The sequence below is a fragment of the Staphylococcus sp. NWU MK-U1 genome (assembly GCF_033283505.1).
Lineage (GTDB): Bacteria > Bacillota > Bacilli > Staphylococcales > Staphylococcaceae > Staphylococcus > Staphylococcus haemolyticus.
The window spans coordinates 1-19,375 of sequence record NZ_JAVSMG010000012.1; the positions used below are offsets into that span (position 1 = coordinate 1).

Annotated in this window: 22 protein-coding genes; all 22 read left to right on the plus strand. The window is 34.0% G+C overall.

The genetic code is table 11. The features are described 5' to 3' along the window. Positions 1-819 precede the first annotated feature (819 nt). The 22 genes from SBL16_RS11625 to SBL16_RS11730 all read left to right on the plus strand — a co-directional run bounded on the left by SBL16_RS11625 (position 820) and on the right by SBL16_RS11730 (position 19,323). Positions 820-1,353 (plus strand): GNAT family N-acetyltransferase, encoded by a 534-nt coding sequence (locus tag SBL16_RS11625; RefSeq protein WP_037536972.1) that lies wholly within the window; start codon positions 820-822, stop codon positions 1,351-1,353. Positions 1,354-1,375: 22 nt separating this feature from the next. After that, positions 1,376-2,716, plus strand: a complete 1,341-nt coding sequence (locus SBL16_RS11630) for an aminotransferase class I/II-fold pyridoxal phosphate-dependent enzyme (RefSeq protein WP_107612185.1) — start codon at positions 1,376-1,378, stop codon at positions 2,714-2,716. Position 2,717: 1 nt separating this feature from the next. Beyond that, entirely contained in the window at positions 2,718-3,329 is a 612-nt protein-coding gene (gene tmk, locus SBL16_RS11635; RefSeq protein WP_037536976.1) for a dTMP kinase, read from the plus strand. 33 nt (positions 3,330-3,362) lie between these two features. Next, entirely contained in the window at positions 3,363-3,692 is a 330-nt protein-coding gene (locus tag SBL16_RS11640) for a cyclic-di-AMP receptor (RefSeq protein WP_011276778.1), read from the plus strand. Positions 3,693-3,962: 270 nt separating this feature from the next. Further along, positions 3,963-4,889: a DNA polymerase III subunit delta' C-terminal domain-containing protein gene (locus SBL16_RS11645; protein ID WP_107612183.1), complete on the plus strand. Its 927-nt coding sequence runs from the start codon at positions 3,963-3,965 to the stop codon at positions 4,887-4,889. A 1-nt stretch (position 4,890) separates the two neighbouring features. Then, positions 4,891-5,694: a stage 0 sporulation family protein gene (locus SBL16_RS11650; protein ID WP_107612182.1), complete on the plus strand. Its 804-nt coding sequence runs from the start codon at positions 4,891-4,893 to the stop codon at positions 5,692-5,694. A gap of 15 nt (positions 5,695-5,709) precedes the next feature. Beyond that, positions 5,710-6,108 carry a DNA replication initiation control protein YabA gene (gene yabA / locus SBL16_RS11655; RefSeq protein ID WP_037536983.1) on the plus strand — a complete coding sequence of 133 codons (399 nt, stop codon included), beginning with the start codon at positions 5,710-5,712 and terminating at the stop codon, positions 6,106-6,108. Positions 6,109-6,265: 157 nt separating this feature from the next. Beyond that, positions 6,266-6,991, plus strand: a complete 726-nt coding sequence (locus SBL16_RS11660; RefSeq protein WP_107612181.1) for a tRNA1(Val) (adenine(37)-N6)-methyltransferase — start codon at positions 6,266-6,268, stop codon at positions 6,989-6,991. Further along, the gene (locus SBL16_RS11665; protein WP_037536987.1) at positions 6,984-7,232 is read left to right on the plus strand and encodes a GIY-YIG nuclease family protein; all 249 of its coding nucleotides are present in this window, start codon (positions 6,984-6,986) and stop codon (positions 7,230-7,232) included. The genes SBL16_RS11660 and SBL16_RS11665 overlap by 8 nt, the downstream gene beginning before the upstream one ends. 2 nt (positions 7,233-7,234) lie before the next feature. Continuing rightward, positions 7,235-8,077, plus strand: a complete 843-nt coding sequence (rsmI, locus tag SBL16_RS11670; protein WP_037536990.1) for a 16S rRNA (cytidine(1402)-2'-O)-methyltransferase — start codon at positions 7,235-7,237, stop codon at positions 8,075-8,077. Between the two features lie 251 nt (positions 8,078-8,328). Further along, positions 8,329-10,308, plus strand: coding sequence for a methionine--tRNA ligase (gene metG / locus SBL16_RS11675; RefSeq protein ID WP_317954199.1), 1,980 nt, complete (start codon positions 8,329-8,331; stop codon positions 10,306-10,308). 29 nt (positions 10,309-10,337) lie between these two features. After that, the gene (locus tag SBL16_RS11680; protein WP_107612179.1) at positions 10,338-11,108 is read left to right on the plus strand and encodes a TatD family hydrolase; all 771 of its coding nucleotides are present in this window, start codon (positions 10,338-10,340) and stop codon (positions 11,106-11,108) included. A gap of 143 nt (positions 11,109-11,251) precedes the next feature. Beyond that, positions 11,252-11,800 (plus strand): ribonuclease M5, encoded by a 549-nt coding sequence (gene rnmV / locus SBL16_RS11685; RefSeq protein WP_011276769.1) that lies wholly within the window; start codon positions 11,252-11,254, stop codon positions 11,798-11,800. Positions 11,801-11,803: 3 nt separating this feature from the next. Beyond that, complete coding sequence (gene rsmA / locus SBL16_RS11690; protein WP_011276768.1) at positions 11,804-12,694, plus strand: 16S rRNA (adenine(1518)-N(6)/adenine(1519)-N(6))-dimethyltransferase RsmA; 891 nt, start codon at positions 11,804-11,806, stop codon at positions 12,692-12,694. A gap of 99 nt (positions 12,695-12,793) precedes the next feature. After that, a complete protein-coding gene (gene veg / locus SBL16_RS11695) occupies positions 12,794-13,057 on the plus strand; it encodes a biofilm formation stimulator Veg (protein WP_011276767.1) in 264 nt (87 codons plus the stop codon). Between the two features lie 317 nt (positions 13,058-13,374). After that, positions 13,375-14,220 carry a 4-(cytidine 5'-diphospho)-2-C-methyl-D-erythritol kinase gene (gene ispE / locus SBL16_RS11700; protein WP_317954202.1) on the plus strand — a complete coding sequence of 282 codons (846 nt, stop codon included), beginning with the start codon at positions 13,375-13,377 and terminating at the stop codon, positions 14,218-14,220. 19 nt (positions 14,221-14,239) lie between these two features. Then, positions 14,240-15,064, plus strand: a complete 825-nt coding sequence (gene purR, locus SBL16_RS11705; protein ID WP_011276765.1) for a pur operon repressor — start codon at positions 14,240-14,242, stop codon at positions 15,062-15,064. Between the two features lie 17 nt (positions 15,065-15,081). Continuing rightward, complete coding sequence (locus SBL16_RS11710; protein ID WP_011276764.1) at positions 15,082-15,462, plus strand: RidA family protein; 381 nt, start codon at positions 15,082-15,084, stop codon at positions 15,460-15,462. A gap of 68 nt (positions 15,463-15,530) precedes the next feature. Then, the gene (gene spoVG, locus SBL16_RS11715) at positions 15,531-15,833 is read left to right on the plus strand and encodes a septation regulator SpoVG (RefSeq protein WP_011276763.1); all 303 of its coding nucleotides are present in this window, start codon (positions 15,531-15,533) and stop codon (positions 15,831-15,833) included. A 208-nt stretch (positions 15,834-16,041) separates the two neighbouring features. After that, positions 16,042-17,397: a bifunctional UDP-N-acetylglucosamine diphosphorylase/glucosamine-1-phosphate N-acetyltransferase GlmU gene (glmU, locus tag SBL16_RS11720; protein WP_107612177.1), complete on the plus strand. Its 1,356-nt coding sequence runs from the start codon at positions 16,042-16,044 to the stop codon at positions 17,395-17,397. Between the two features lie 111 nt (positions 17,398-17,508). Continuing rightward, the gene (locus SBL16_RS11725; RefSeq protein ID WP_011276761.1) at positions 17,509-18,474 is read left to right on the plus strand and encodes a ribose-phosphate diphosphokinase; all 966 of its coding nucleotides are present in this window, start codon (positions 17,509-17,511) and stop codon (positions 18,472-18,474) included. Positions 18,475-18,657: 183 nt separating this feature from the next. Beyond that, positions 18,658-19,323 carry a 50S ribosomal protein L25/general stress protein Ctc gene (locus SBL16_RS11730; protein WP_011276760.1) on the plus strand — a complete coding sequence of 222 codons (666 nt, stop codon included), beginning with the start codon at positions 18,658-18,660 and terminating at the stop codon, positions 19,321-19,323. Positions 19,324-19,375 lie beyond the last annotated feature (52 nt).

Consider the following 19,375-nt stretch of genomic DNA (forward strand, 5'->3'; position numbering starts at 1 on the left):
AACACAGAAGTTAAGCTCCTTAGCGCCGATGGTAGTTGGATTTACGTTCCGCTAGAGTAGGACGTTGCCAGGCAAATCGTATGGATGCGATCAGCCGATATCGAGACCGAAAGGTCTCTTTTTTTATGCACAAAAACAAAACCGAAGGTTTAATAAGATATCAACAAATCAAAGTGTAATAGCTTTACGAAGAGAAAGCGTTTGAAGCCGATGAATTGAGAAAATTGAGAAGCGAGTTTAGTTGAGCTAAAAGAGCAAGCAATTTTAGAAAATGAGGAAGGATGCGAGCGCTTGTCTCGAAGTAAAGTAAGTTTCTTAGCGCCGATGGTAGCAGATTTACGTTCCGCTAGAGTAGGACGTTGCCAGGCAAATTATTGAGACCGGAAGGTCTCTTTTTTTATGCCTAAAATTAAAACCGAAGGTTTAATAAGATATCAACAAATCAAAGTGTAATAGCTTTACGAAGAGAAAGTGTTTGAAGCCGATGAATTGAGAAAATTGAGAAGCGAGTTTAGTTGAGCTAAAAGAGCAAGCAATTTTAGAAAATGAAGAAGGATGCGAGCACTTGTCTCGAAGTAAAGTAAGTTTCTTAGCGCCGATGGTAGCAGATTTACGTTCCGCTAGAGTAGGACGTTGGCAGGCAAATTATTGAGACCGGAAGGTCTCTTTTTTTTATGCACAAAAACAAAACCGAAGGTTTAATGAAATCAACAAATCAAAGTGTAATAGCTTTATGAAGAGGAAGTGTAAAACTAAAGTATTGAGTTACTTTACTTAGTTAAATCGCTTGTCTACACTGTAATTAAAGGAGTGCTAAGAATGATAATTAGAGCTTTAGAAGAAACAGACTTACAATTTGTACATCATTTAAATAACGAATATACGATTATGTCTTACTGGTTTGAAGAACCGTATGAATCATTGAGTGAGTTAAAAACGTTATATCAAAAGCATATTTTAGATGAATCAGAGAGAAGATTCATTATTGAAGATGATCACACGTCTATCGGTGTTGTAGAACTAGTGGAAATTAACTTTGTACATAGAAATTGTGAAATTCAAATTATTATAGATTCACAATTTGGAAATAAAGGCTATGCTAAAAAAGCATTTAAAATGGCAATTGATTACGCCTTTTTAGTCTTGAACCTGAATAAAGTTTATTTATATGTGGATGTGAATAATGAAAAAGCAGTGCACATATATAAAAAAGCAGGTTTCATTATAGAAGGTGAATTAAAAGAACATTTTTATACTCAAGGAAAGTATAAAGATTGTTATGTCATGGGACTATTGAAAACAAAGTGGATTGAGCAACGCGATGGCAATGATGACTTATCGCAAGTGCACTAAATAATTAGAAAGTGTGTATAATATGGAACTTCCAATTTTTCATAAATTATCTCAATTAGTAAATGAAAATGCTATTTCTTTACATGTACCTGGTCACAAAAATGGAACAATCGGTAATGTAAAAAATTTGGACTTTAAGATGGATATGACTGAAATCACGGGACTTGATGATTTGCACCACCCAGAAGATATCATATTAAAAAGTATGCAACATATTCATAAGCACCCGGATTATGACGCATATTTTTTAATTAATGGAACAACCTCTGGAATTTTATCAGTGATACAGTCATTTTCAAAATTAAAAGGAAATTTTTTGATTAGTCGTAATGTGCACAAATCAGTCTTTCATGGATTGGATATTGTACAGCAACCTGCTGATATAATAGCAATGACTAAGAGTAATGATAGTAGTCAATATTTAGGTCCGGACACACAAAGTATGACATTCAATAATCAGAAGTTAGCTATTGTAACCTATCCAAACTATTATGGTGAATGCTTTGATATCAAAGCATTTGTAGATAGAGCACATCGTGAAGTTATACCAGTATTAGTTGATGAGGCACATGGTGCACATTTTAATTTAAAAAACTTTCCAAAGTCTGCACTTGAAAGTGGCGCGGATTATGTTGTGCAGTCTTATCACAAGACATTGCCCGCACTCACGATGGGATCTATATTGTTTATTCATAAAGATGCACCATTGAAAGATGAAATAGTGCGATATCTAGGATACTTTCAGACTTCTAGTCCTTCATATTTAGTGATGGCCAGTCTTGAGCTAGCACATCAATTTTATGTTGATTACGATAGTACGCTATTTTTTGAGAAAAGAAAGCAACTTATTGATACGCTAAATATGATTGGATTAACTACTATTTGTGTAAGTGATCCTTTAAAATTATTAATTCAGTATCAAGGGTATTCTGGATTTGAAATACAAACATGCTTTGAACAAATGGGTATATACATTGAATTAGCTGACGACAAGCAAGTTTTAGTTGTATTGCCGTTATGGCATGAGGACGATAAGTATCCATTTGAAACACTATTAAACAAGATCACAAAAATCAACCTACCATGTCCATTGTCATCTAAACAATCAACATCAATACATATACCGTTAGATGAAGGTACATACTTCCCACAAGATAGTGGTAACGTAACATGGGTTGATATTGATCAATCGATAGGTAAGATATTAGCAATCCACATCATACCATATCCGCCGGGTATCCCTGTTTATTTAAAAGGGGAAAGAATAACCCAAAATATGATAAAATTAATGCGAGAATATCTTCAAAAAGGTGATAGAGTTGAAGGTATAAAACAAGAAAAAATATTAGTTAAGGATGAATAAAATGTCGGCGTTTATAACATTCGAGGGTCCTGAAGGTTCAGGTAAGACAACTGTATTGCAACGTGTGTCTGAAAAATTAGCTCAGGATTATCAGTTGATTGCTACTAGAGAACCTGGAGGAGTACCAACTGGTGAAGAAATACGTAAGGTAGTATTAGAAGGTGCAAATATGGACATACGTACAGAAGCAATGTTGTTTGCTGCTTCTAGAAGAGAACACCTAGTAGAAAAAGTTGTGCCCGCGTTAAATGATAATAAAATTGTCTTATGTGATAGATATATTGATAGTTCTCTTGCATATCAAGGTTATGCAAGGGGTATAGGTATTGAAGAAGTGAAGCAATTAAATGATTTTGCAATAAATGGTCTTTATCCAAATTTAACCATTTATTTAGATATTACGGCAGAAGTCGGTAGAGATAGAATACTTAAAAATCAACGAGATCAAAATCGGCTTGATAAAGAAGATATTGCATTTCACGAGAAGGTGATTGAAGGATATCGACAAATCATTCAAGAAACACCTCAGCGTTTTGCAGTGGTAGATGCGACACGTAATATTGATGATGTAGTCAATGAAACTTATGAGATAATCTTAAATTTTTTAAAATAATTATGATATAATAACAAGAAGAGGTGTTTTAAGATGAAAATGATTATAGCGATCGTTCAAGATCAGGATAGTCAAGAACTTTCAGACCAACTCGTAAAAAATAACTTTAGAGCTACTAAATTAGCAACTACTGGTGGATTTTTAAGAGCAGGTAACACTACTTTCTTATGTGGTGTAGATGATGACCGTGTAGATGATATTTTATCAGTCATTGATCATACTTGCGGTAATAGAGATCAACTTGTTTCACCAATGACACCAATGGGTGGTAGTGCAGATTCTTACATACCATATCCTGTTGAAGTGGAAGTAGGAGGCGCTACAGTATTTGTAATGCCAGTCGAATCATTCCATAGATTTTAACATTTAAAAGTAATGAATAATGAAATTAAGACACCTTAGATGAATAAACAATATTCGAGGTTGGGACATTATGGCTTATGCTCTGGAACACTGATAGACGGTGTTTGAAGGCAGATTTAGCAAACTTATTTGCAACATGTTAAGTTGTAGAGAAGCTCGATTCGACAAAATTTGAAATATAATTTTGCTAATCGGTAAGTTTGCATAAATTCTAAATGCTTTGGTCCTAACCTCTTTTATATTATAAAGTTGAATAAGGAGTAAGCAAGCATGGATGAACAACAAAAATTAGCGAATGCGTATCATTCAAATAAACTATCGCATGCCTACCTTTTTGAAGGTGATGATGCACAATCAATGAAGCATGTAGCGATGGAATTTGCAAAACTTATTCTATGTAATGGTAATCAGCAATGTGAAATGAAAGTTGAAACCTTCAACCAACCAGACTTCATGTATGTATCTTCTGAAGAAAATTCAATTAAGAAAGAGCAAATTGAGCAGTTGGTACATCGTATGAATCAACTTCCTATTGAAGGAACACATAAAGTTTATATCATAGAAGATTTTGAAAAGCTTACTGTTCAAGGGGAAAATAGTATATTAAAGTTTTTAGAAGAACCACCTGAGAATACGATAGCCATTTTGCTATCAACGAAGCCAGAACAAATCTTAGATACAATTCATTCACGTTGTCAGCATGTTTATTTTAAACCAAGTGATAAACAAGACTTTATAGATAGATTAGTTGATGAAGATATTAATAGAGCTGTAGCTGAAATGCTAAGCACCTATACTACGCAACTAGAAACTGCAATAGATTTAAATGAAGAACATGATTTAGTTACACTTAGGAAAGTGATTTTACATTGGTGTGACTTATTATTAACGAATAGACCTATGGCATTAATTGGAATAATAGATTTATTAAAAAATGCGAAAAATCGTAAGTTACAATTACTAACGCTAGCAGCCGTTAACGCGTTTTTTGAGGATATTATGCATGCCAAAATAGGAATTGAACGAGATTTTACATACACAGATTTAAAAGGTAATATAGAAAAATATGCGAATCAGTTATCGCTAAACCAAGTTATAACAATGTACGACCAAATTACAGAAGCGCACAAAAAATTAATACAAAATGTTAATCCGACGCTTGTATTTGAACAAATAGTAATTAAAGGTGTGAGTTAGAATGCCAAATATCGTAGGTGTACAATTTCAGAAAGCAGGGAAATTGGAATATTATGCGCCTAATGATTTAGACGTAAATGTAGATGATTGGGTTGTTGTCGAATCTAAACGAGGCATTGAAATTGGAAGTGTAAAGTTTCCACCTAAAGATGTTGAAGATGGTGATGTTACATTACCTTTAAAAGAAATTATACGCGTTGCTACAGAGCAAGATATCGAAACGTATTATCAAAATGATAAAGATGCCACTAATGCATTACAATTATGTAAAGACTTAGTTAAAGAACAGCAACTGGATATGCGATTAGTTAATTGTGAATATACATTAGATAAATCAAAAGTGATTTTTAATTTTATAGCAGATGATCGTATTGATTTTCGTAAACTCGTAAAACATTTAGCACAAAATTTAAAGACACGTATCGAATTAAGACAAATCGGTGTTCGAGATGAAGCTAAATTACTAGGTGGTATCGGTCCATGTGGTCGTTCACTATGTTGTGCCACATTTTTAGGGGATTTTGAACCGGTTTCAATTAAAATGGCTAAAGATCAAAATCTGTCTTTAAATCCTACTAAAATTTCTGGTGCTTGTGGTCGATTGATGTGTTGTTTAAAATATGAAAATGATTTTTATGAAGAGGCAAGAGCACAGTTACCTGATTTAGGGGATAAAATTGTGACACCTGAAGGCAAAGGACAAGTCATTGGGTTAAATATTCTAGATATTTCAATGCAAGTTAAAATCGATGGTTTAGAACAGCCGTTAGAATATAAAATGGAAGAATTAGAAGCTTTTAATTAAGGAGGCACGTTACTTTTGAATCGCAATGACTTATTTGAAAAAATTGTAAAACTTGAAAGTAATGTTAATCAATTAAATCAGGAAATGAGTGAACTGAAAGCATTATCTATCCAACTTATTGAAGAAAATGTTGCCTTACAAGTTGAAAATGATAATTTAAAATCATTGATGGCTAAGAGTGAACAAGACGTTGAAGCTGTCAAAGTTACAAATCGTATTGAAAAAGACAACAAGCCAATGAGTAAGGAAAGAGATAATAAAAGTTCAATTAAACATGTTAAGAAACCATTGCCAAGTAAGGATAACTTAGCAGTATTATATAGCGAAGGATTCCATATTTGTAATGGAGAATTATTTGGTAAACACCGCTATGGTGAGGATTGTTTACTATGTATGAATGTATTAAATAGTTAGACCATTGGTCAGTTGATATTGCCAGTGGATTGACAGTACGTCGAAAATGTAAAGTGAAATTGATTAAAGCGTACGCTAATGATTAGGGATGGATTTCAACACTTTGAAATATAACGATGTGTTGTAAAGACATCTCTTTTTTAGGAGAAATAAGATTATGTTAAAAGCTAATGAGCGTATTGATGACTTATTTAAAGAAAATTTGAAAATTATACAAAATGACGATGTCTTTTCATTTTCAACAGATGCTTTATTGTTAGGGCATTTTACCGAAGTGAGGAAGAATGACAAAATATTAGACCTTTGCGCGGGAAATGGTGTGATTGCACTCTTGTTATCAGCTAAAGGATCGCAAACAATTGAGAGTATCGAGATACAAGAACAATTGGCTGATATGGCTCGTCGTACCTTCGAATATAACGATTTGACGAATCGATTATTAATGCATCACATGGATTTAAAAGATGTGTACCAAAACTTTAAACCATCTCAATATACGTTAGTCACGTGTAATCCTCCTTATTTTAAAAGCAATCAACGTCATCAACATCAAAAAGAGGCACATAAGATTGCGAGACATGAGATTATGTGTACATTAGAGGATTGTATGTTGGCAGCGCGTCATCTATTAAAGCAAGGTGGTCGACTTATGATGGTTCATCGAGCTGAAAGGTTAATGGATGTCTTAACTGAGATGCGCAAAGCCAGTATTGAACCGAAACGAGTGGTTTTTATTTATAGTAAAATTGATAAATCGGCTGTTACGATTGTAGTAGAGGGACGCAAAAACGGTAACCAGGGATTAACCATTGCACCACCATTTTACATCTATAATAATCAGGGTGACTACACTGATGAAATGAAAGAGGTGTATTATGGCTAAACATTATGTTTATATAGTTAAATGCAAAGATAATTCATTATATACGGGTTATACTACCAATGTAGAGGCACGTATTGCGACGCATAATGCAGGAAAAGGGGCTAAATATACTAAAACAAGACGTCCGGTAGTGTTAGTTTATCAAGAAATGTTTAGTTCAAAATCAGAAGCAATGCGAAGAGAGTATGAAATTAAAACATATAGCAGACAACAAAAATTAAAAATGATTGAGGAGCGTTAAATATGGCGACATTATATTTAGTGGGAACGCCTATAGGAAATCTAGGTGATATTACATTTCGTGCAATTGAAACTTTAAAAAATGCTGATTTCATAGCTTGTGAAGATACACGAGTGACCAAAAAGCTTTGCAATCATTATGATATTCAAACACCGCTCAAATCATATCATGAACATAATAAGTCTCAGCAAACTGAGTATTTAATTGAGTTGTTAAATGAAGGTTACAATATCGCTTTAGTGTCAGATGCAGGTTTACCTTTAATAAGCGACCCGGGTTATGAGTTGGTCGTTGCAGCCCACAGTTATGACATTCATGTAGAAACCGTGCCTGGTCCTAATGCAGGTTTAACTGCACTAATGGCAAGTGGCCTACCATCCTATACGTATACATTTTTAGGCTTTTTACCTAGAAAAGAAAAAGATAAAGTAGCAGTATTACAGGAACGAATGTTTCAAGATAGCACATTAATTATTTATGAGTCACCATTCCGTGTTGTTGAAACGTTAAAAGCCATTGCCAAAGTTGATGATACTAGACGTGTTGCAGTCGGTCGTGAATTAACTAAAAAGTTTGAACAAATTGTGATGCAAGAAGTTGGGCACCTAATAAATGCATTTCAAAACGATGAAATTATGCAAAAAGGTGAATTTGTAATCTTGATTGAGGGCGCTAAGCCTCATGAAACTGAACAATGGTTTCAATCACTTACCATTTCAGAGCATGTCGAACACTATATATCAGAACAAAATATTAAACCTAAAAAGGCGATTAAGTTAGTCGCAGAAGATCGTCGTATGAAGACTGGAGAAGTTTATGACATATATCATGATGTCAATCAATGATGTGGCAATGAAAGGTTGATTAATTAAATATTTTTCTGGGAAAATGGGCAATGAAAATCTTATGAAATCTCCCATAAATTAATGAATTTATGGTAATGTTAATAGGATACGACATTAGAAAATTGATATGAGTTATAATAAGAAATAACTTAATATAAAAGGATATCGTGATGCGTTTAAGTATCAAAATCCATAATGAACAAAATAACACGTATATATTATTATTTTGTAAACGATGAGGAGGACTATTGATGGCGAAAGAAACATTTTATATTACAACCCCAATTTATTATCCGAGTGGTAATTTGCATATCGGCCATGCATATTCAACAGTAGCTGGTGATGTGATTTCACGTTATAAACGTATGCAAGGCTATGATGTTCGTTACTTAACTGGTACAGATGAACATGGCCAAAAAATTCAAGAAAAAGCTCAAAAAGCAGGTAAAACTGAATTAGAATATTTAGATGAAATGATCAGTGGTATTAAAAGTCTTTGGAGTAAGTTAGAAATCTCTAATGATGACTTTATTCGTACTACAGAAGATCGTCATAAACTAGTAGTTGAGAAAGTTTTTGAGCGTCTTTTAAAACAAGGTGATATTTACCTTGGTGAGTATGAAGGATGGTATTCAGTACCAGATGAAACATATTACACTGAATCGCAATTAGTAGATCCAATATATGAAAATGGCAAAATCGTTGGCGGAAAAAGCCCAGATTCAGGTCATGAGGTTGAGTTAGTTAAAGAGGAAAGCTATTTCTTTAATATTAATAAATACACAGATAGATTATTAGAATTTTATGATGCTAATCCAGATTTCATTCAACCGCCTTCAAGAAAAAATGAAATGATTAACAACTTTATTAAACCTGGTTTAGAAGATTTAGCTGTTTCACGTACATCATTTGACTGGGGCGTTAGAGTGCCATCCAATCCTAAACACGTTGTATACGTATGGATTGATGCATTAGTAAACTATATTTCTGCATTAGGATACTTATCAGATGATGATGAATTATTCAAGAAATATTGGCCAGCAGATGTGCATTTAATGGCTAAGGAAATTGTACGTTTCCACTCAATTATTTGGCCAATTTTATTAATGGCGTTAGACTTACCGCTTCCTAAAAAAGTATTTGCACATGGTTGGATTCTGATGAAAGATGGTAAAATGAGTAAATCTAAAGGTAATGTGGTAGATCCTAACGTATTAATTGACCGCTATGGTCTTGATGCAACACGCTATTATTTAATGCGCGAACTACCATTTGGCTCTGATGGAGTATTCACTCCTGAAGCTTTTGTAGAGCGTACTAACTATGATTTAGCAAATGACTTAGGTAACTTAGTAAATCGTACAATCTCTATGATTAATAAGTATTTCCAAGGTGAACTGCCTGCATATGAAGGTCCTAAACATGAACTGGATGAAGATATGGAAGCATTAGCACATGAAACTGTGAAACATTTCAATGAAAGTATGGAAAGTTTCCAATTCTCTGTAGCTTTATCTACTGTATGGAAGTTTATTAGTCGTACGAATAAATATATCGATGAGACTACACCATGGGTATTAGCTAAGGATGATAGTCAAAAAGATATGCTTGGTAATGTTATGGCACATTTAGTTGAAAATATTCGATATGCTGCAGTGTTACTACGTCCATTCTTAACACATGCGCCTAAAGAAATTTTCAAACAACTGAATATTAATGAACCTGAATTATTTGAACTAGAAAGTCTTGAACAATATGGTGCATTAAAACAACCGATTATGGTAACTGAGAAGCCAACACCAATCTTCCCTCGTTTAGACACTGAAGCGGAAATTGCATATATTAAAGAATCAATGCAACCTACAAAGTCTGAAGAATCTAAAGATGAAGTGGAAGAGCCAAGTAAAGCGCAAATTGATATTAAAGATTTTGATAAAGTTGAAATTAAAGCAGCAACAATTACTGATGCTGAAAACGTTCCAAAGTCTGATAAATTGTTAAAAATTCAAATTGACTTAGGTTCAGAGCAACGTCAAATTGTTTCTGGAATCGCTAAGTTTTATCGTCCAGAAGATATTATCGGTAAAAAAGTTGCAGTGGTCACTAACTTAAAACCTGCTAAATTAATGGGTCAAAAGTCAGAAGGTATGATTTTATCAGCTGAAAAAGATGGTGTCTTAACATTAGTTAGTTTACCAAGTGCAATTCCAAATGGTGCAGTTATTAAATAGTAATAAATTGTAAAATTAGGAGAGATAAAATGTTAATCGATACACATGTCCATTTAAATGATGAACAATATGCGGAAGATTTAACTGAAGTCATTTCTCGTGCGAGAGAAGCAGGCGTTGATCGCATGTTTGTCGTTGGTTTTGATACACCGACAATTGAACGTGCTATGGAACTGATTGATCAATATGATTTTATTTATGGAATTATAGGTTGGCATCCTGTTGATGCGATTGATTTTACAGATGAACGTTTACAATGGATTGAAGAGTTATCAAAGCATCCTAAAGTTATTGGTATTGGAGAAATGGGCTTAGATTATCATTGGGATAAATCTCCAGCTGAAGTTCAAAAAGACGTATTTAGAAAGCAAATTGCTCTCGCTAAAAGAGTGGGCCTGCCTATCATTATTCATAATCGCGAAGCTACGCAAGATTGTGTAGATATCTTAATGGAAGAACATGCTGAAGAAATAGGCGGAATTATGCATAGTTTCAGTGGTTCTCCTGAAATTGCAGATGTAGTTATTAATAAACTGAACTTCCATATCTCTTTAGGTGGTCCAGTTACATTTAAGAATGCTAAGCAACCTAAAGAAGTCGCAAAACATGTACCTATGGATAGATTGTTAGTTGAAACAGATGCGCCTTATCTTTCACCTCATCCATATAGAGGTAAACGTAATGAACCAGAACGCGTGACTTTAGTTGCTGAACAAATTGCAGAATTACGTGGTATGTCATATGAAGATGTATGTCGTCAAACGATGGAAAATGCTGAACGTTTATTTAAATTAAAATAATAATATATGTCTGAGAAAGATGTTAAACCGTGTCTGTCATGGTATGATTTTATAAACATGACACACGACATCTTTCTCATTTTTTATGTGATAAGTAGTTATAATATATGTGAAATGAATTTGAAAGGTAAGGATTTTTTATTATGAAAATCAATGAATTTATCGTAGTAGAAGGTAGAGATGACACAGAACGAGTAAAGTCGGCTGTTGAATGTGATACGATTGAAACAAATGGGAGTGCTATCAATAAAGAGACTTTAGCAGTCATCCAAAATGCACAAGAAACAAGAGGTGTTATCGTATTAACTGATCCTGACTTTCCCGGTGATAAAATACGTCACACGATTACAGAACACGTTTCAGGTGTTAAACATGCATACTTAGATAGAGAAAAAGCTAAAAATAAGCGTGGTAAAATCGGCGTTGAACATGCGCATCCAAAAGATATTAGAGACGCATTAATGCACGTCAGTTCTCCTTTTGAAGAAGCGGAAGAATCAATCGACAAAAGTGTTCTTATAGACTTAGGATTAATAATTGGTAAAGACGCACGTCGTAAAAGAGAAATACTAGGTCGTAAATTACACATCGGACATTCAAATGGCAAGCAACTGCTTAAGAAACTCAATGCATTTGGTTATACTGAATCGGATGTGCGCGAAGCGTTATCTATGGAAAAGGAGAGTGAATAAAAGGTGGAGAGAAAAGATATTGCGACACCTTCAAGAACTAAGGCATTGTTAGATCAGTTTGGATTTAACTTTAAAAAAAGTTTAGGACAAAATTTCTTAGTAGATGTGAATATCATTCATAAAATTATAGATGCAAGTGAAATTGACGACAACACAGGTATTATTGAAGTTGGTCCCGGTATGGGTTCTTTAACAGAGCAATTAGCCAAAAGAGCTAAAAAGGTGATGTCATTTGAAATTGATCAACGACTTATACCTGTACTAAAAGAAACACTAGCGCCATATGACAACGTTACGATAATTAACGAAGATATATTGAAAGCAGACATTGGTAAGGCGGTTAAAACGTATTTGAATGATTGTGACAAAATTATGGTCGTAGCTAATTTACCATATTATATTACAACACCAATTTTACTGAATTTAATGCAACAAGATATTCCGATTGATGGTTATGTTGTTATGATGCAAAAAGAGGTTGGTGAACGTTTAAATGCACAAGTAGGAACAAAGGCTTATGGTTCATTATCTATTGTTACACAGTACTATACAGAGACAAGTAAAGTGTTAACGGTTCCTAAATCAGTTTTCATGCCACCACCTAATGTAGATTCTATTGTTGTTAAATTAATGCAAAGAGAGACGCCACTCGTTAGCGTGGATGACGAAGAAACTTTCTTTAAATTAGCTAAAGCAGCTTTTGCGCAAAGACGTAAAACAATTAACAACAATTATCAGAATTTCTTTAAAGATGGAAAAAAGCATAAAGAAAGTATATTAAAATGGCTTGAACAAACAGGTATCGATCCTAAAAGACGCGGGGAAACGCTATCAATACAAGATTTTGCACGATTGTATGAAGAAAAGAAAAATTTCCCAGAATTAGAAAATTAAATTGTTGACAAAGCGCTACTACATTGATAAAATTTAAATTTTATTTGACATAACCTTGCAAAATATGGTATTATGTAACTTGTAGCGAGGTGGAGCAATATGCCAAAATCAATTTTGGACATCAAAAATTCTATTGATTGTCATTTAGGAAATCGTATTGTACTAAAAGCCAACGGTGGTCGTAAAAAAACAATCGAACGTTGTGGTGTGTTAAAAGAAACGTATCCTTCTGTATTCGTTGTTGAATTAGACCAAGATAAGCATAATTTTGAAAGAGTTTCGTATACATATACGGATGTTCTTACAGAGAACGTACAAGTTTCATTTGAAGAAGATAATCATCAAGAAGTAGTTGCACACTAATTTAGACATAAATATAGAGTGGTTTAGTGTACTACAACTCTATAAATTAAAATGTATTGGGTGTTGGGCTTATTAAGTTCAACACTCTTTTTTTGTAGAAGATTAAGATATGCGTCAAACGTGAGACAGTGAATGCTTCTATCTCACTTCCAATCATTTTACTTAAAAATAATATAATTTCATTAGAAAACGTATATTAGTAGATTAAATTGATTGTTTTATTAAGATTTTACATAAATTTGTCATGTATCTATCAAATATTTTAAGTCTTTGTGTTAAAATCATCTTATTACTATAGATGAAGAGAGGGCGGAAAAATGATATATGAAACGGCACCAGCCAAGATAAATTTGACGCTCGATACACTTTTCAAAAGAGATGATGGATATCATGAAATTGCAATGATTATGACGACAGTTGATCTGAACGATCGATTATCTTTCCAAAAAAGAAAAGATAAAAAAATCGTTGTTGATATTGAACATAACTATGTTCCAAATGATCATAAAAATTTGGCTTACCGTGCAGCACAATTGATGATGGAAACCTATGATTTAAATGAAGGTGTCACCATTACTATAGATAAAGATATCCCCGTTTCTGCCGGTTTAGCAGGAGGATCAGCTGATGCAGCTGCTACGATGCGTGGTATTAATCGTTTGTTTAATTTGGATAAATCTTTGCATGAACTAAGTGATTTGGGAATGCAAATTGGAACAGACATTCCGTTTTGCATCTATAACAGAACTGCTGTATGCAAAGGTAGAGGTGAAAAGATACGCTTTTTAAAAAAGCCACCTTCAGCTTGGGTAGTTTTAGCTAAACCAAATTTAGGTATATCATCCGCGGATGTATTCAAGGCGTTAGATTTAGATGATGCGCATCATGTAGATACTGAAATGTGCGAGAAGGCGATTGTTGAAGGTGATTATAAACAGTTATGTGAAAGCTTATCGAATCGTTTAGAACCAGTATCAATGTCAATGCATCCTGAAATTGAAAAAATAAAAAATAATATGTTGCAATGTGGTGCAGATGGCGCATTAATGAGTGGTAGTGGTCCAACCGTATATGGGCTTGCTCAAAAAGAAAGCCAAGCGAAAAAGATATATAATGCTGTTAATGGCTGCTGTAATGAAGTGTATTTAGTAAGATTATTATGATAGAAGGGTTGAACAACAAATGAGGTATAAAAGAAGTGAACGTATCGTCTTTATGACACAGTATTTAATGAATCATCCAAATCAGTTAATACCTTTAACTTTTTTTGTGAAAAAATTTAAACAAGCGAAGTCTTCAATTAGTGAAGATGTTCAAATTATTAAGAATACTTTCCAAAAAGAAAAGCTAGGTACAGTTATTACGACTGCAGGTGCGAGTGGTGGTGTAACTTACAAACCAATGATGAGTAAAGAAGAAGCTTCGGAAATTGTTGAAGAAGTTATTGAACTACTTCAAGAAAAAGAACGATTATTACCTGGTGGATATCTTTTCTTATCAGATTTAGTAGGTAACCCTTCTTTACTTAATAAAGTTGGTAAATTAATTGCTAGCATTTATATGGAAGAAGATCTTGATGCGGTTGTGACAATCGCTACAAAAGGGATATCACTTGCCAATGCGGTAGCTAACGTATTAAATTTACCTGTAGTAGTAATTAGAAAAGACAATAAAGTTACTGAGGGATCTACTGTATCGATTAACTACGTGTCTGGCTCTTCTCGTAAGATCGAAACGATGGTGCTTTCTAAACGTACATTAGCTGAAAATTCTAATGTGCTTGTCGTGGATGATTTTATGAGAGCAGGAGGTTCAATCAACGGTGTCATGAATCTTATGAATGAGTTTAAGGCACAAGTTAAAGGGGTATCTGTACTTGTAGAATCAAAAGAAGTTAAACAAAGATTGATTGAGGATTATACTTCTTTAGTTAAATTATCTGATGTTGATGAATACAATCAGGAATTTAAAGTAGAACCTGGCAATAGTTTGTCTAAATTTTCTTAAAAGGAGTTTATTACATCATGAAAACAATTAACACTAACAAAGCACCAGAAGCTTTAGGACCATACTCACACGCTATGGTTGTGAATAATTTAGTATTCACATCTGGACAAATCCCATTAGATACTGAAGGGAATATTGTCAGTGATGATGTGAAAGAGCAAACAAAACAAGTGCTAGACAATTTGTCTGTCGTACTTGAAGAAGCTGGTTCGGATTTAAACTCAGTTGTGAAAGCAACCATTTTTATCTCCGACATGAATGAATTTCAACAAATAAATGAAGTCTATGGTAGTTATTTCAGTGAACATCAACCAGCACGTAGTTGTGTTGAAGTTGCACGATTACCTAAAGACGTTAAAGTTGAAATTGAAGTTGTAGGTAAAGTAAAAGGAATATAATTTCCTTAATTAAAGAATTGTCAAGCTTCTAACAAACAAAGATATATATACTAGGGGGGGCTCACTACATGAAAGTGACAGATGTTAGACTTAGAAAAATACAAACAGATGGCAGAATGAAAGCACTTGTTTCAATTACATTAGACGAAGCTTTTGTTATTCACGATTTACGTGTAATTGAAGGGAACTCAGGTCTTTTCGTTGCTATGCCAAGTAAACGTACACCAGATGGTGAATTCCGTGATATCGCGCATCCAATCAACTCTGATATGAGACAAGAAATTCAAGATGCCGTTATGAAAGTATATGACGAAACAGATGAAGTTATTCCAGATAAAAATGCTTCATCAGAAGATTCAGACGAAGCTTAAATAAATCATACATTATGGCAGGTTCAGCATTTAAATTTGTTGAACCTGCTTTTTAAATATCAAGTGTGGTATAAAGCATTCTACTAGTGAATACATATTTTGAAAATTTAAATAGACTAAATTATAAAACCTTCTAAATCTTGAAACTCGAACTTGAGTTAAATTATAATAAATTAGAAGTGTAAAATTTATTGGAGGGTTACCACTCATGCAAAGAAATGCGGTAATATTAGCAGCTGGAAAAGGTACTAGAATGAAATCAAATAAATATAAAGTGCTACATAAAGTTGCTGGAAAATCAATGGTAGAACATGTGTTAACAAATGTTAAGAATGCTGGTGTTAACCAAATCGTGACAATTGTAGGTCATGGCGCTGAAGATGTTAAAGAAACATTGGGGAACCAATCGTTATATAGCTATCAAGAAGAACAATTAGGAACAGCACATGCTGTAAAGATGGCTAACGAACATTTGAAAGAAGTGGAAGGTACAACTTTAGTTGTTTGTGGAGACACACCACTCATTACAGCTCATACGTTACAAAAGTTAATTGAGCATCATGAAAGTACTCATGCGCAAGCGACAGTATTATCAGCAACTGCTCAGATTCCGTTTGGTTATGGGCGAATCGTTCGCAATGAACAACGTAGACTACAACGTATTGTTGAAGAAAAAGACGCGTCAGAAGCACAAAAAGCATTAACGGAAATTAGTTCTGGAATTTTTGCGTTCGATAATCGAGTTCTTTTCTCTAAATTAGAAGAAGTTAAAAATGATAATGCTCAAGGTGAATACTACTTGCCAGATGTGATCAGCTTAATCTTAGCTGATAATGGCGTCGCTGAAGTTTATCACACAGACGATTTTAATGAGATTATGGGTGTAAATGATCGTGTCATGTTAAGTAATGCGGAAAAGACGTTGCAACAACGTATTAACATTGAGCATATGAGAAATGGTGTAACTATTATCGACCCTACAACTACATTTATTGGACCAGATGTCAAAATAGGTATGGATACAATTATTGAACCTGGTGTACGTATTAATGGTGAAACAGTAATAGGAGAAGAAGCTGTCATCGGTCAATACTCTGAAATCAACAATAGTCATATTGGCTCACAAGTTGACATTAAACAATCGGTTATTAATGATTCAATCGTTGGTGATAAAACAAAAGTTGGACCATTCGCGCAACTAAGACCTGGTTCAAACTTAGGTTCAGATGTAAAAGTGGGTAACTTTGTAGAAGTGAAGAAAGCAGATCTTAAAGATGGGGCTAAAGTATCTCACTTAAGTTATATTGGAGATGCTGAAATCGGTGAACGTACAAACATTGGTTGTGGTTCAATCACAGTAAATTATGATGGTGTTAATAAATTTAAAACGGTTGTAGGTAAAGATGCATTTATTGGATGTAATACTAACTTAGTGGCACCTGTAACTGTTGGTGACGGTGTGTTAATCGCTGCAGGTTCAACAATTACCGACAACGTCCCTAATGAAAGTTTAGCCCTTGCGCGAGCCCGTCAAATCACAAAAGAAGGATATCTCAAAAAATAATTTTTTGATACAATTTGGTATCTCTTTTCCACAATTTTTTGTTGAACATAGTAAAAGCGATTAATTTTTTATATAATGAAAGTGTCTAAGTTAAAAATTGGAGGACTATAAATGTTAAATAATGAATACAAGAATTCATCTTTAAAGATTTTCTCTTTAAAAGGAAATGAGCCATTAGCACAAGAGGTAGCTGATCGAGTAGGGATTGAATTAGGGAAATGTTCTGTTAAACGCTTTAGCGATGGAGAAATTCAAATCAATATTGAAGAAAGTATTCGTGGATGTGATGTTTTCATTATCCAACCAACTTCAAATCCGGTTAATTTACACTTGATGGAGTTATTGATTATGATTGATGCTTGTAAGCGTGCATCAGCAGCTAATATCAATATTGTGGTTCCATATTATGGCTATGCACGTCAAGATAGAAAAGCACGTAGCCGTGAACCTATTACAGCTAAGTTAGTAGCTAATTTAATTGAAACAGCTGGCGCTAATCGCATGATTGCATTAGATTTACATGCACCACAAATTCAAGGATTCTTTGATATTCCAATTGACCATTTAATGGGTGTACCAATCATTGGTCAACATTTTGAGAATGACCCTAACATTGACCCAGAAGAATGTGTCGTAGTATCACCGGACCACGGTGGCGTTACACGCGCACGTAAACTTGCTGACATTTTAAAAACTCCGATTGCAATTATTGATAAACGACGTCCTAAACCAAACGTAGCAGAAGTAATGAATATTGTTGGTGAAATTGAAGGACGCACTGCGATTATTATTGATGACATTATCGATACAGCAGGAACAATCACTTTAGCTGCGCAAGCTTTAAAAGATAAAGGTGCTAAAGATGTGTATGCTTGTTGTACACACCCAGTTTTATCAGGCCCTGCTAAGGAGCGTATCGAGAATTCAGCAATTAAAGAATTAATCGTTACAAATTCAATCTTATTAGATGACACACGTAAACCGTCAAACACTAAAGAATTATCAGTAGCTGGATTACTTGCTCAAGCAATTATTCGAGTATATGAACGTGAATCAGTAAGTGTATTATTTGACTAAAGTTTACAATTGCGTTTGACTTATACATTTCAACCGTGTATAATACATTCGTTCGTGGTTTTACGAACTAATAAACACTTGCAAGCAACTTATAAAGTTGATGGGTAAGTGAAGGAAAGTCCAGAACTTTATATTCTCACGATAATAAGTATCTAGACTTGAAAATGAAAGGTGGAAATACGAATGGCTTCATTAAAGTCAATCATCCGTCAAGGTAAACAAACACGTTCTGACCTTAAAAAATTACGTAATACAGGTAAAGTACCTGCAGTAGTTTATGGTTATGGTACTAAAAATACTTCAGTTAAAGTTGATGAAGTTGAATTCATCAAAGTTATCCGTGAAGTAGGACGTAACGGTGTTATCGATTTAGGCGTTGGTTCTAAATCAATCAAAGTTATGGTGTCAGATTATCAATTTGACCCACTTAAAAACCAAATTACACACATCGACTTCTTAGCAATCAACATGACTGAAGAACGTACTGTTGATGTACCAGTTCACTTAGTAGGTGAAGCTGCTGGTGCTAAAGAAGGTGGCGTAGTTGAACAACCATTATTCGACTTACAAGTTACAGCAACTCCAGAAAATATCCCTGAATCAATTGAAGTTGATATTACTGAATTAGAAGTTAATGACAGCTACTCAGTTTCAGATATTAAAGTTTCTGGCGATTTCACAATTGAAAACGACCCAGAAGAATCTGTTGTAACAGTAGTTCCTCCAACTGATGAACCTACTGAAGAAGAAGTTGAAGCTATGGAAGGTGAAGCAGCAACTGAAGAACCTGAAGTAGTTGGTGAAGAAAAAGAAGAAGATAGCGAAGAAGAAAATAAAGACGAAGAATAATTCGTTGATTGTTATCTTTATGGGAGTGGAACATGAATTCTTAATGAATTCT

What these genes read in the sequence shown, in the direction of transcription:
- SBL16_RS11625 (WP_037536972.1), top strand. Translation starts at nt 820, where the DNA reads ATGATAATTAGAGCTTTAGAAGAAACAGACTTACAATTTGTACATCAT.
- SBL16_RS11630 (WP_107612185.1), top strand. Translation starts at nt 1,376, where the DNA reads ATGGAACTTCCAATTTTTCATAAATTATCTCAATTAGTAAATGAAAAT.
- tmk (WP_037536976.1), top strand. Translation starts at nt 2,718, where the DNA reads ATGTCGGCGTTTATAACATTCGAGGGTCCTGAAGGTTCAGGTAAGACA.
- SBL16_RS11640 (WP_011276778.1), top strand. Translation starts at nt 3,363, where the DNA reads ATGAAAATGATTATAGCGATCGTTCAAGATCAGGATAGTCAAGAACTT.
- SBL16_RS11645 (WP_107612183.1), top strand. Translation starts at nt 3,963, where the DNA reads ATGGATGAACAACAAAAATTAGCGAATGCGTATCATTCAAATAAACTA.
- SBL16_RS11650 (WP_107612182.1), top strand. Translation starts at nt 4,891, where the DNA reads ATGCCAAATATCGTAGGTGTACAATTTCAGAAAGCAGGGAAATTGGAA.
- SBL16_RS11660 (WP_107612181.1), top strand. Translation starts at nt 6,266, where the DNA reads ATGTTAAAAGCTAATGAGCGTATTGATGACTTATTTAAAGAAAATTTG.
- SBL16_RS11665 (WP_037536987.1), top strand. Translation starts at nt 6,984, where the DNA reads ATGGCTAAACATTATGTTTATATAGTTAAATGCAAAGATAATTCATTA.
- rsmI (WP_037536990.1), top strand. Translation starts at nt 7,235, where the DNA reads ATGGCGACATTATATTTAGTGGGAACGCCTATAGGAAATCTAGGTGAT.
- metG (WP_317954199.1), top strand. Translation starts at nt 8,329, where the DNA reads ATGGCGAAAGAAACATTTTATATTACAACCCCAATTTATTATCCGAGT.
- SBL16_RS11680 (WP_107612179.1), top strand. Translation starts at nt 10,338, where the DNA reads ATGTTAATCGATACACATGTCCATTTAAATGATGAACAATATGCGGAA.
- rnmV (WP_011276769.1), top strand. Translation starts at nt 11,252, where the DNA reads ATGAAAATCAATGAATTTATCGTAGTAGAAGGTAGAGATGACACAGAA.
- veg (WP_011276767.1), top strand. Translation starts at nt 12,794, where the DNA reads ATGCCAAAATCAATTTTGGACATCAAAAATTCTATTGATTGTCATTTA.
- ispE (WP_317954202.1), top strand. Translation starts at nt 13,375, where the DNA reads ATGATATATGAAACGGCACCAGCCAAGATAAATTTGACGCTCGATACA.
- purR (WP_011276765.1), top strand. Translation starts at nt 14,240, where the DNA reads ATGAGGTATAAAAGAAGTGAACGTATCGTCTTTATGACACAGTATTTA.
- SBL16_RS11710 (WP_011276764.1), top strand. Translation starts at nt 15,082, where the DNA reads ATGAAAACAATTAACACTAACAAAGCACCAGAAGCTTTAGGACCATAC.
- spoVG (WP_011276763.1), top strand. Translation starts at nt 15,531, where the DNA reads ATGAAAGTGACAGATGTTAGACTTAGAAAAATACAAACAGATGGCAGA.
- glmU (WP_107612177.1), top strand. Translation starts at nt 16,042, where the DNA reads ATGCAAAGAAATGCGGTAATATTAGCAGCTGGAAAAGGTACTAGAATG.
- SBL16_RS11725 (WP_011276761.1), top strand. Translation starts at nt 17,509, where the DNA reads ATGTTAAATAATGAATACAAGAATTCATCTTTAAAGATTTTCTCTTTA.
- SBL16_RS11730 (WP_011276760.1), top strand. Translation starts at nt 18,658, where the DNA reads ATGGCTTCATTAAAGTCAATCATCCGTCAAGGTAAACAAACACGTTCT.